This window comes from Eubacterium limosum (assembly GCF_000807675.2).
In the GTDB taxonomy this organism is placed as follows: domain Bacteria; phylum Bacillota; class Clostridia; order Eubacteriales; family Eubacteriaceae; genus Eubacterium; species Eubacterium limosum.
Genome location: NZ_CP019962.1, coordinates 3,381,719 through 3,392,729 on the forward strand (window position 1 = coordinate 3,381,719; position 11,011 = coordinate 3,392,729).

The 11,011-nt window shown below is 46.6% G+C and carries 14 protein-coding genes and 3 riboswitches; of the genes, 10 read left to right on the forward strand and 4 right to left on the reverse strand.

The window, feature by feature from the left end:
- Positions 1 to 110 precede the first annotated feature (110 nt).
- From B2M23_RS15820 to B2M23_RS15840, 5 genes are all read left to right on the forward strand, one after another.
- Positions 111 to 323 carry a hypothetical protein gene (locus B2M23_RS15820; RefSeq protein WP_038353831.1) on the forward strand — a complete coding sequence of 71 codons (213 nt, stop codon included), beginning with the start codon at positions 111 to 113 and terminating at the stop codon, positions 321 to 323.
- The gene (locus B2M23_RS15825; RefSeq protein WP_038353830.1) at positions 320 to 904 is read left to right on the forward strand and encodes an RNA polymerase sigma factor; all 585 of its coding nucleotides are present in this window, start codon (positions 320 to 322) and stop codon (positions 902 to 904) included. Before B2M23_RS15820 ends, B2M23_RS15825 begins: the two co-directional genes overlap by 4 nt.
- Before the next feature lie 109 nt (positions 905 to 1,013).
- Entirely contained in the window at positions 1,014 to 1,238 is a 225-nt protein-coding gene (locus tag B2M23_RS15830; RefSeq protein WP_038353829.1) for a DUF1659 domain-containing protein, read from the forward strand.
- Between the two features lie 129 nt (positions 1,239 to 1,367).
- Positions 1,368 to 1,604 carry a DUF2922 domain-containing protein gene (locus B2M23_RS15835; RefSeq protein ID WP_038353828.1) on the forward strand — a complete coding sequence of 79 codons (237 nt, stop codon included), beginning with the start codon at positions 1,368 to 1,370 and terminating at the stop codon, positions 1,602 to 1,604.
- Positions 1,605 to 1,667: 63 nt separating this feature from the next.
- The gene (locus tag B2M23_RS15840; protein WP_052237449.1) at positions 1,668 to 2,207 is read left to right on the forward strand and encodes a YcbK family protein; all 540 of its coding nucleotides are present in this window, start codon (positions 1,668 to 1,670) and stop codon (positions 2,205 to 2,207) included.
- A gap of 22 nt (positions 2,208 to 2,229) precedes the next feature.
- Here the strand turns inward: B2M23_RS15840 and B2M23_RS15845 are convergent, their stop codons facing one another.
- Positions 2,230 to 2,850 (reverse strand): class I SAM-dependent methyltransferase, encoded by a 621-nt coding sequence (locus B2M23_RS15845; RefSeq protein ID WP_038353827.1) that lies wholly within the window; start codon positions 2,848 to 2,850, stop codon positions 2,230 to 2,232.
- Between the two features lie 92 nt (positions 2,851 to 2,942).
- The gene (locus B2M23_RS15850) at positions 2,943 to 3,506 is read right to left on the reverse strand and encodes a TetR/AcrR family transcriptional regulator (protein WP_038353826.1); all 564 of its coding nucleotides are present in this window, start codon (positions 3,504 to 3,506) and stop codon (positions 2,943 to 2,945) included.
- Between the two features lie 308 nt (positions 3,507 to 3,814).
- On the opposite strand from B2M23_RS15850, the gene B2M23_RS15855 reads away from it, so the two are divergent.
- Complete coding sequence (locus tag B2M23_RS15855) at positions 3,815 to 4,591, forward strand: class I SAM-dependent methyltransferase (protein WP_242945817.1); 777 nt, start codon at positions 3,815 to 3,817, stop codon at positions 4,589 to 4,591.
- 49 nt (positions 4,592 to 4,640) lie between these two features.
- On the opposite strand, the gene B2M23_RS15860 is transcribed toward B2M23_RS15855, so the two are convergent.
- On the reverse strand, positions 4,641 to 5,813 hold the full coding sequence (locus B2M23_RS15860; protein WP_038353825.1) for a phosphoribosylaminoimidazolecarboxamide formyltransferase: 1,173 nt from the start codon (positions 5,811 to 5,813) through the stop codon (positions 4,641 to 4,643).
- 44 nt (positions 5,814 to 5,857) lie between these two features.
- A riboswitch (ZMP/ZTP riboswitch) is annotated at positions 5,858 to 5,936 on the reverse strand.
- Positions 5,937 to 6,322: 386 nt separating this feature from the next.
- Here B2M23_RS15860 and B2M23_RS15865 point away from each other — a divergent pair.
- The 4 genes from B2M23_RS15865 to B2M23_RS15880 all read left to right on the forward strand — a co-directional run bounded on the left by B2M23_RS15865 (position 6,323) and on the right by B2M23_RS15880 (position 9,672).
- Entirely contained in the window at positions 6,323 to 7,288 is a 966-nt protein-coding gene (locus tag B2M23_RS15865; RefSeq protein ID WP_052237448.1) for a TIM barrel protein, read from the forward strand.
- A 59-nt stretch (positions 7,289 to 7,347) separates the two neighbouring features.
- A riboswitch (cobalamin riboswitch) is annotated at positions 7,348 to 7,506 on the forward strand.
- 109 nt (positions 7,507 to 7,615) lie between these two features.
- Positions 7,616 to 8,143 (forward strand): DUF2115 family protein, encoded by a 528-nt coding sequence (locus B2M23_RS15870; RefSeq protein WP_052237447.1) that lies wholly within the window; start codon positions 7,616 to 7,618, stop codon positions 8,141 to 8,143.
- Positions 8,144 to 8,167: 24 nt separating this feature from the next.
- Positions 8,168 to 8,749, forward strand: a complete 582-nt coding sequence (locus tag B2M23_RS15875; RefSeq protein WP_081571256.1) for a DUF2284 domain-containing protein — start codon at positions 8,168 to 8,170, stop codon at positions 8,747 to 8,749.
- Between the two features lie 170 nt (positions 8,750 to 8,919).
- Positions 8,920 to 9,672 carry a class B sortase gene (locus tag B2M23_RS15880; protein ID WP_038353824.1) on the forward strand — a complete coding sequence of 251 codons (753 nt, stop codon included), beginning with the start codon at positions 8,920 to 8,922 and terminating at the stop codon, positions 9,670 to 9,672.
- 65 nt (positions 9,673 to 9,737) lie between these two features.
- On the opposite strand, the gene B2M23_RS15885 is transcribed toward B2M23_RS15880, so the two are convergent.
- On the reverse strand, positions 9,738 to 10,676 hold the full coding sequence (locus tag B2M23_RS15885) for a LysR family transcriptional regulator (RefSeq protein WP_038353823.1): 939 nt from the start codon (positions 10,674 to 10,676) through the stop codon (positions 9,738 to 9,740).
- Between the two features lie 123 nt (positions 10,677 to 10,799).
- Positions 10,800 to 10,965, forward strand: a riboswitch (cobalamin riboswitch).
- The last annotated feature ends 46 nt before the right edge of the window (positions 10,966 to 11,011 follow it).

Here is an 11,011-nt window from a genome sequence, read left to right on the forward strand (position 1 = left end):
CCGGGCCAAAAATCAAAAGTGGCGGCGAAGGCACCGGCGCCTGCGGCGGCATTAATAATCTTAACAATATTATTATTATTTATTATATATATACATACAGGAGGTGCGCCATGTACGCGCAGAATTTTTATGGAACCGGCCCGGGGATCATCCGTCGGAGACGAGCCTACCGTGTCAAGGCAGAATGTTTTTTAGACATGGGTTTTTTCGCAAGGAGTGATGAGGAAGCCGAGGAGCTGTTCAACGAGTTTTCGGATTCGGTGGAGAGCCGTTATCCGGGGATTGTGCTGGAGCTTAAAAGCATCCGGGAGGACGATGAATGAGGGAAAAGTACAAGCTGGTAGACACATGGGTAAGGGAAGCAAAAGCGGGGGATCAGAAAGCCTCTGAACTGCTGCTGCACACCTTTCGGCCTTTAATGCTGTCCATGGTGCAAAAATATGTCTACAACCCGGCAGAGTATGAGGATGGCATGCAGGAGGCTGGCGTGGTGCTGCTGGAAACACTGAAGGCCTACCAGTTTGAGCTGGGCGTGGTGTTTCCCTTTTATCTGAAAAACCGGCTGTTCCACCACTTTGTGGAGCAGGCCAAGAAAAACGCCAGGGAAAAAGAAAGGCGGTGCACCATGGAGGATACCAACCTGAGCGCCCAGCAGGAGCGTCAGGCTGTGGAAAACAGCATGACAGCAAGAGAAGAGGAGGCAAAGGCAGCGCGATGCCAGAAGCTGAACAGAGCGATGCGGGAGCTGCCTCCAGAGCAGAAAACAGTACTGGAGCTGCGGTATTATAGCGGAATGTCCGTCAAAGCCATCGCTGCGATGAAGAATGCGCCAGTAAGCACCATTGAGAAGCGTCGAAAGGCCGGTATCCGACGTCTGAGAAAGGCATTTGGCATAGAGCCATAAAATTTTTAAAAAAGTTTTTTAAGAAAAGGACGTTTTTGAAGCCAGAATCCTATTGTATAAGTGTAAGGCAAAACGCCAGACACAAAAAATATTTCAGGAGGTAAGAAAAATGGCAATTGAAAAAAACGTCGAATCCGTCGGGATGAAGGTGACCGTGAACCATGGGGAAGTGGGTGGAAAGATCGTAAAATCGTCTAAAACCTACGGCGACGTCGATCCCGAAGTGACCGATGCTGCCTTTGTGGCCACCGCCAAAGCCATCACCGGCATGCAGGAACCCATTCGGGAAAAGCAGGTGAAGGTGACAGCGGAAGAGCTGGTTGAAATCGCATAGCGATTTCAACAATGGAGAATGAAAGGGTAGGGCACGGCGCCCCCGTCGTGCCGTAAAAAGGATCAAATGACGCGGAACCACGGGGGCGTGGTTCCCTACAAAATTAAAATTCGAGAGGAGATTCACAAAATGCCAACAACCAACAAAGATTTATCCATCTATTTTCAGCGAGCGGACGGGAAGGAGTTTAAGATCACCATTCCCGATTACAAGGAGGGCATCACCGATGCCGAGATCAAGGCAGGGGCACAGGCCATTTTGGACCAGGGCGCCTTTCTGCCCGATGGGTTCGGTCTGGTCAAGGTGACCGGCGCCGTGAGAGTCGATACCACCAAAACCGAGGTGGTCATTGAAGAAGCGGTTTAAAAAAGGGGCGAAAGCCCCTTTCTTCAACTTTCCACCTTCTACTAAATAAAGAAGGGAGTACCAATGAAAAATCACTACAAACGTATCAGTCGAAGATTAATCCTGTCAATTCTCATCCTAATTTCCTGCGTCTTTTTAACAAGCCTCTGCGTTGCGCCGGAAGAGGGGCGGGAGCCGGTGCCGGAGGCTTCTGCGGGACCGGCTACTCCGGAAATGCCACAGGAGCCGGAAGTGCCGGAATTGGCGGAGGAAGCTCTGCCCCTCATGGCAACACCTCACTTTACCATGGAGGAATACTGCTGTGACTGCCCGGGCTACTGCGATGGCTGGCCCTGCGCCATGGAGCCGGAGCTTTTAGAAAAGATCGAAGCCCTGCGCTGTTATTTTGGACGGCCGGTCATCATCACCTCGGGCGTGCGGTGCGAGGCGCGCAACGAGGAGGTTGGAGGCGTCAGCTGGTCCTTTCACAAGCGGGGCTGCGCGGCGGATCTGTACTGCCCGGGGGTGGGCGTTGGGGATCTGGCCGCCGGGGCAAAGGACTGCGGGCTGAATATTCTGCCTTATTACAGCAGTGGCTACATCCATGTGGAGATTAAGCCCTGAGGCAGAGAGGATGGGTGGCGCGTTATGAAAGCTTTGCGTTTAAAACAAAGGTTTTATAGTTGGGCTTGGCCCATCCGTAGACCTGAAATCCTTCCTGGCTGAGAAGATCAATGATTTCAGATTTATGGTAGATGTGGTGGTCACCGGAATTGCTGTGGGCCATAGCGCTGTTTAAAAAGCCAGTCAACACTTTAAAAGGGGTCGTTGGATCGCCCAGTATGAGGGTCCCGTCTTTTTTTAAAACACGCTGTATCTCACAGATAACCGATTTTGGGTGGGGGTAGTGATGAAAGGAAGCATTGCAGACAATCACGTCAAACTTATCGGCCTCATAAGGCAGTTTTTCGGCGTCACCTACCACAAAATGAACATCACGCAGCCGTTTTTCGGCCTGAGCGATCATGGCCTCTGAAATGTCCAATCCGTAATAATCAGCGTCCAGACGCTTTTGAAGGCGGGCGATGATATTGCCATTGCCGCAGCCCAGGTCTAAAATTGTTTTTGGATTTAAATCAAGAACGCGGTTCACGATAGCGTCATACATACATTCGACAAATTTTCCATCATGACTTTGGTCATAATCCTCCGCGGTGCTGTTAAAATAGTCGATGGTGGTCTGCTTAGTGTTCTTGGTGTTTTTCATAATAATTCCTCCATTGATTTAGATTCATTGACAAATATTCAATGAATGGTTATTTTTTAACCCGCCTGTAAAGGCGGGGTGTGGTTATGGTGCTATTTTAAGATTAAGGTGAGCATCTGCCGTATAAAAAGGTTTTTTTCTTTGACAGAGCCGACGGCATTGTTAGTGACGGCCATCTGGCCGCCCCATATAAAGCGCGACAGCATATGTGCGTCCTGTTTTTCGATTTCTCCGCGCGCCATCAGGCTTTTAATATAGGCTTCAAGATGTGGAAAAATCTCTTTTGACATATATACTTCCAGCTGGGCATGAAAGAGTTCATTGCCGTCTTTATCGAAAAAGTCGCGGTATTTATAGTTTTCTGCTTCGTTTTCGGATATTTTTTCCAATATTTTGATACACTCGGCTAAGGGCAGCCCGGTCTGTTTAAAAACATCTGCAAAGGGCTTGCTGCACGCCTTGGCATATTGTGTGAGGGCTTCCTGGTACAGCGCATGCTTGTTTTGAAAATAGTGATAGCACAAACCGGCTACAACACCGGCCTCTTTAGCAATATCCTTCATTGTTGTGCTCTCATAGCCTTTTTCTGCGAAAACACGCATGGCAACATCCAGAATTTCCTGTTTTCGGATCTCCGGGTCCTTAGATACTCGCATTTCATCACCTCGCATATAGGATAGCACAGCAATTGAATAAGTGTCAATGATTAAAATTCAATAAAAGAGAAACCTTAAGGAATTGTTGGATGACAAAGTGCGGGTAAGCTTAGAGATAAAATCTTCGATAGTTTAAAGTGATGCAAAGTGCCTAAAAATGCGTTCTAAGAGTAGAAAGATATGCTTCCGATTAATAGCTACAATTAATGGATAATAATAGCATAAAATATAATATAAGACTAGTATTTTTTTAATTTATACAGTATGATTAATTTGAGGGTAAAATTATAGTGTGCAAAGGGGAAAAAGTGAATCCAATCTTAAAAGCATTAGGAAAAAACTGGTATAAAGAAATATGGAGCCTGGACATCAAAAACCAGTCGTGGGTAGAAAATACAGCTGATGAAGTTGATTTTATTATAAAAACCTTAAAGTTGAACGGTACGGAAAAAATTCTTGATATGGCCTGTGGCTTTGGCAGGCATTCATTGGAATTTGCTCGAAGAGGGTATGAGGTTGTCGGTGTGGATATTACTAAAGACTATGTGGAGGATGCCATAAAAAGCGCTAGGCAGGAAGAATTGGAAAATGTAGCCTTTATCCGGGCTGATTTACGAGAATTAAATTTTGAAAGCGAATTTGATGTTGTGCTGAATTTAGCTGATGGCGCAATCGGTTATCTGGAAAATGAAAATGAAAATAATAAAATTTTTGATCAGATTGCGAGGGCATTAAAACCCGGCGGAAAGCATTTTATGGAAATAGCCAATGCAGAATATGCAGACCATCATTTTCCATGTACAGCATGGGACATTGGAGAAAAAGCAATATCTTTATCAAAATTTGAGTGGGACAGAGAAAAAAGGACCTATATTTTTGGAAATTGGGATTTTGTATATGGTGAAGTAGCTACAAAACCCAAATTTGAATATGGGACACCGCTCAGAATCTATACAATTGAAGAACTGAAAAAAATAATGGATGAGAGAGGAATCAATGTGATCAGCTCATTTTGTGATTATTATGGAAAAACAGCCTCTTGCGATGATTTTCAGTTAATACTGTTCTCTGTCAAAAAACCATAAAAAGCTGAGCGGCGAGCCCCTAAAAGGCCTCGCTGCCCGGCTTTAATGTTTAATGATGGAATAAGCGGATTCCGGTCATGGCCATGGAGATATTGTATTTGTCACAGGCTTCAATGACAAGGTCATCTCTGATCGAGCCGCCGGACTGGGCAATACAGGTGACGCCGCTTTTGTGCGCGCGTTCAATATTATCGCCAAAGGGGAAAAAGGCATCACTGCCCAGCGCGACACCGCTTATCTGGGACAACCAGGCTTTCTTTTCCTCACGGGATAAGGGCTCGGGTTTGCTTGTAAAGAACTCTGGCCATACATCATCGGTCAAAATGTCCTCAGCGTCGTCTGAAATATAGACATCGATGGCATTGTCCCGGTTAGCCCGCTGCATATTTTCCTTAAAAGGGAGGTTCAGCACCTTTTCGTGGTGACGCAGCGCCCAGTTATCTGCTTTATTACCCGCCAGGCGAGTGCAGTGGACACGGGACTGCTGCCCGGCGCCGATGCCGATGGCCTGTCCATCCTTGACATAGCAGACGGAATTTGACTGAGTGTATTTTAGGGTGACCAGTGCGATCAGGAGATTGACGCGGTCCGAAGCGCTGAGCGTCTGGTTTTTGGTTGGAATTTTCTGAAACAGCGCCTCGGTGATGGCCTGATTGTTTCTGGCCTGTTCAAAGGTTATGCCAAAAACATCCTTATATTCCAGTGAAGCGGGCTCATAATCGGCATCGATCTGGAGAATAACATAATTCCCTTTTTTCTTTTCGGATAACAGCGCTAAAGCCTCCTCCGAGAATGAAGGGGCGATGATACCATCGCTGACTTCCATCGAAATATAACGGGCGCAGGCCGCGTCACATTCGTCGCTCAGGGCGATAAAGTCGCCATAGCTTGACATGCGGTCACTGCCTCTTGCCCGGATATAGGCTGTGGCGACAGGGGTGAGCTCCATGTCCTCAATAAAGTACATTTTCTTTTCGACGTCGGTCAGGGGAACATACACAGCGGCGCCGGCAGGGCTGACGTGTTTAAAGCTTGTGGCGCTCGGCAGGCCTGTGGCTTCCTTTAATTCCCTGACGAGCTGCCAGCTGTTAAAGGCGTCCAGCAGGTTGATGAAGCCGGGCTTTCCGTTTAACACCTGAAGCGGAAGCTCACCATCCTTCATGAAAATGCGGGCAGGCTTCTGATTGGGATTACAGCCATACTTTAATTCCAGTTCTTTCATTTTATCATCCTCCATGTCATATAAAAAGAGCCGACAGATCCGGACTCTTTTGCCCAGACGGTCGGCTCTTGATTATTATACTTCATGTGGTTTATTCCACTTCCGTCAGTCGTATAACTATAAAAACTTTATCATATTCTTAATCAGGTGTCAATGCTTTTGCAGCGGTAACAGGGCATTACACATGGGAACAGTCAGACTTAATTTATTTTCGTTCATAGCCTGTAAGCATGGTCATGGCAAAGCAGAAAAGTGCGGCAAAAGCCCAAAAACGGTGCTGTTTCATCGTAAAACCTCCTTTCAGTCATCTATGCGAGTTTTTCCTATTAAAACTATTATACATAATAGACGTAAAAAATTCAATTCTTAAAAACTCCGATCCTGTTCAGAAGCAGTTTAAAACTGCAGAATTTTAAGAGGCGTTTGACAAAACAGAGTATGAGGGCTATGATAAAGACAAATCAGACACTGCATAATCTTGAAAATATATGAAAAGCGGAGCTGCCAGTATGAAAAAAATGATTAATATGACCGTGTTCAACCATGATATGGACCGGTTTGAAAACCAGGATGCCCTGAAAGACTTTTACAAGTCCCGCGGGCTGGACGGCCTGGAGCTTCAGGTGTTATGGAATGAGCGCCTTCCTGAGAAAATACCGCAGGAGGATGTTGTGGGGGTGCACCTGAGAATGTTTCCCTGTTGGATGGATCTTTGGCGTAATGACGAAGCAGCCCTGCTGAAGGAGTTTGATAAACCGGAAAACTGGGAGACATACTATGAGGGAAGGGATAAATCCTGTATCCTCAACCGTTTAGAAAAGGAGCTGGAAACAGCGCAGGCGCTGAACGCCGAGTATGTGGTGTTCCATGTCTCGGACTGCCGTTTTACAGAGACCTACCACAATGTATTTCATTACAGCGACGAGGCAGTGATTGACGCGAGCTGTGAGGTGATCAATACGCTTTTGGACGGTAAAAATTACACATTTAAATTCCTGGTCGAGAACCTCTGGTGGCCAGGCCTGACCCTTACCCGACCGGAAATGACGGAGCGGCTGCTGAGGGGAATACATACCGATAAAAAGGGGATCATGTTCGATACCGGCCATTTACTGCATACCAATTTAGAACTGAGGACAGAAAAGGAAGGCATTGATTACATCAACAAAATGCTTGATGCCCACGGAGTGCTTTGTGATTATATTTATGGAATGCATCTCCAGCAGTCACTCACAGGAGCGTATGTCCAGAGCATTGTTCAGAATCCGCCAGATTTAAAGGAGTCCTTTTGGGATCGCTTTTGGCAGTGTTCAGAGCATATTTTTAAGATTGACGCCCATTTGCCCTTTAGGCATCCTGAGGTAAAAGCGCTGATACAGAGAATATCGCCCGAATACCTGACGCTTGAACTTGTAAGCGCCGACTCAGCTGAGCATGGGCAGAAGCTGGATCAGCAGCTCCTTGCTTTAAAGTAGCATTCTCTGGCGCTTTTTCTTGACAAAGACAACAGAAAGCGATATGATAAAGAAAATTTAATAGCGAAACTGTTCTGTGTAATGGGAAAAGGGTGCGACTCCCTTGCTGTAATCGCAGCTGTAATGCAAAATGCCTCTCAGTAACCACTGCCTGCCGGCGGGAAGGGAGAAGGATGATATTGCAGAGCCAGAAGACCGACTCAGAAGCAGGTTCTTAAAGCTCCGATTTAGAGTAATAGGACAAACCACAGGCAGTCTTGTGTCTTTTTTACCTTCTCTGGATCAGGGAAGGTTTTTTTGTGGTCAAAGGAGCGGGAAAGGAGAAAAATGACAAAGTATGATTTGGTCCTTCAGCTTCAGGAGGAAGCAGAAATGTTTGATCTGGAAGTTTTGATGCAGCAGCGCGAGGAAGTACAGAAGGTTAGGTTCAGGCCGGGGACTCTGGCCCATCAGACCATGCTCAATACCATTTACAATGTAACGGCGCTGATCAGCCTGAAGACTGCAGTCCTGGATGACGGCTCCGCGAAAAGCGTCAGTGAAAAGAGGTTATACGCCTTTAAAGGACTGATTGACCAATACCTGGAGGATTATGCCCTTGGCGGAGCGTTACAGAAGAGCATGATCAGGCTTGCGTGCACTTATCTGGCTTTTATCGAAGAAAAACCGCTCCACCCCGTAGGAAGTCATTTCGACGGCCAGTTCCTGGAGCAGCAGTTTGATCAGTACTATTGCCCACAGAAGGCCAAGGAGCTGGGCAATCCAGACGCGCTCTGCCATTTCTGCAGTGCCCAATGCAAGGAGACGCTGGAGACCGGGGCCCGCGCTGCTGCGAAGAACTGCACCGGCGTTTAAACCCATTTTAGATTTGAGGTAGCAATGAATAATTTGAGAACAGCATATCATGCTGATGAAAAAATTGTGAATCATCCGGGCGTGTTCATGCATCCATCACCACAGGAAATCGGCGTAGAGGAATGCGCCTTTTCAACGACTGACCAGCTGCTTTTTTCAGACCAGACACGAACCCTGTGCCAACGCAACAGCTGCGGACAATTTAACGCGACCTGGGCGTGCCCTCCGGCTGTGGGAAGCTATGAAAGCTGTGTGATGAAATGCCTTTCCTATAAAAATGTGATGATTTTTTCTACCGTCGCGGATTTGAAGGGGCGATATAATGTGAGAGGCTGGCATGAAGCCCGCGTCAGGCATGAGACAGTCACCGACAGAGTCGCTCAGCAGTTTCGGACACATCGTCCGGACAGTCTCGTTTTATCGACAGAGGGATGTCTGGTCTGTGACAGGTGTACTTACCCTGATGAGCCCTGCCGGTATCCGGATAAGCTCTTTCCCTCGGTGGAGGGGTATGGGATCATCGTAATGGACATTGTGATTAAAACCGGTCTGCGCTATACCCACGGCTCCGAAACTCTGACGTATTTTAGCTTTATTCTTTTTTAAGACAGGCATAAAATCCTTTTTGTTATCATTTAAGTCTTTATCAATTTAGAAAGATTTGATATAATGAATAACCATAAAAGGAGGTGGAAAGCCTTTGGGTTTTAAAAATCTGAATGGACTAAAATATGGATGCGTAAGGACAGCAGGCTCGAAGGCTATAGAATATAAATATGACAAAAAAGAAAGTGAAGAAAAAAAGAAGCGCGGTGCGCATTGTTGGAGACATCGTCATCATTCTGATCATTCTCTCCCTTCTGGGGGCGGCAGGATGGATGCTCTATAAAGAGTTTTTCCCCAACAATACGCCGATCCTTAAAATGCAGGTTACAAACCGTGAAGATAACAGCATTGACTGGGCGGCACTGCGTGAGGTGAACCCCGAAACCGTTGGCTGGCTGAGCATTGAGGGGACAAATATTGATACCCCTGTGGTACAGACAACCGATAATGATAAATATCTGTACACCTCATTTAACGGAGAGTCGGATGAAAGAGGCGTGCCCTTTTTAGATATGAATTATAAATGGCAGCCTAAAAGCCAGAATTCTCTGATTTATGGGCACAGCACCATGCGCAGCGGTGTGCACGTTATGTTTGACGATCTGCTTTATTACTATAAAGATCCCAATTTTATCACAGAGCACAATAAAATTGTGTACAGAAGACCGCCGGAGCTGGGCGGTGACGGCGTGTGGGAAATTTTTGCCGTGCTGGTGGTTGAGCAGGATTATGATTACAGACAGCTGGAATTTGCCGACGACGAGAGCTTTCTGAGCTACTATCAAAACATAAAGAATCAGAGCATTGTCGCAAGCAATGTGAGTGTACAGCCGGGTGACGAGATCCTCACGCTGTCCACCTGTATCTTTAATGTCGGACTCAATGACGGCCGCTTAGCCGTTATTGCCCGCCGTGTTTCATAAAAAATCGCCTGGCAGAAGGTTACAAAAGCCGTATTCCTGTGGATACGGCTTTTTATTATGCTTTTTCAGTCCCATTTCTCAAAGGCTTTTATTTTTTCAGTCAGGACTTTTATGTATTTTTCGCCGATCGCGCTTAAGCTGTGCTCGTTTCTGAGAATATATCCGGCGTGGAGCCGCTGGTCATTATCCAAAAGACGGATAGCCCTTACTTCGCTCATGTTGGAATGCATACGGTCAGCGTCGCTGTTGGTCAGGTCCGGACCGATACTGAAACAGTTTGTGCCGCGGACCAGGGCAATTTTGGAGCAGCGGTCAATCACATGGATATTTTTATCCCAGATTTCATTGAACAGGATCTCCTCCGAGAAATGCATCATGCTGTCCTCCCCCTGGTCGTAAGTCACAAAAGGGTACTCCCTGAGCATATCCAGCGTCAGGGATGTATTGCCGCTCAAGGGGTGTTTTTTCCGCAGGAAAACATAGGTGGTGAGCTGTCCCAGCTCATAAAAGCTCAAATTGCTGGAATCAAGGAGCTTTTGCATGGTGTTGAGATAATGCTCGTTGATACACAGGATGCCAAGCTCACTGCGCCTGGACGCCACATCGTGTATGACCTCATGGGTCGGGCACTCGCGGATGGCAATGTCATAATGCCTGAGCTCAAGATCCTCGATAATCTGTATAAAAGACATGACCGAGAAGGGAAGCCGCTGAGTGGAGACGGAAAAACGCATGGGCACTGTTTTCCGATGCTTGTACCGCCTTTCAAGATACTCGCTTTGCTCAACAATATCCTTGGCGTGGTTTAAGAAGTCCTGTCCCTCAAAGGTGAGCTCAATGCCACGGTTGTTTCGTTTAAAAATTGAGATGCCGAGCTGCTGCTCTACCTCACGAACCGCGGTGGAGAGCGTTGACTGTGAGACAAAAAGCGACTTGGCGGCAGCGGAGATCGAGTGGTGCTTTGCGATCTCGACAATGTATTTCATATTCTGCATAGAGATCATATTGATACGATTCCTTTCCTCTGTTTTAATTATACTATCAAAAAATACGATAGCTGGCAATCAAAAATTGAGTTAATTGCAGTGGTTGTGAATTATCAGATATCGTGATATAATATAGCAAAATTACATAGGAGACTTGTTGCATGAAAACCGGTGAGAATCCGGTACGGTGCCGCCACTGTAAGGGGGAGCCGCTGTAAGTTTTATCAACACTGGAGAGCAATCTCTGGGAAGTTGTTACAGCTGGCAATGAACCCAAGTCAGGATACTTCAACATTTCTTGTTTATACCTAACCTAACGGATCATTGGGAGAGGGTGTTGCTTGTGTTGAGGA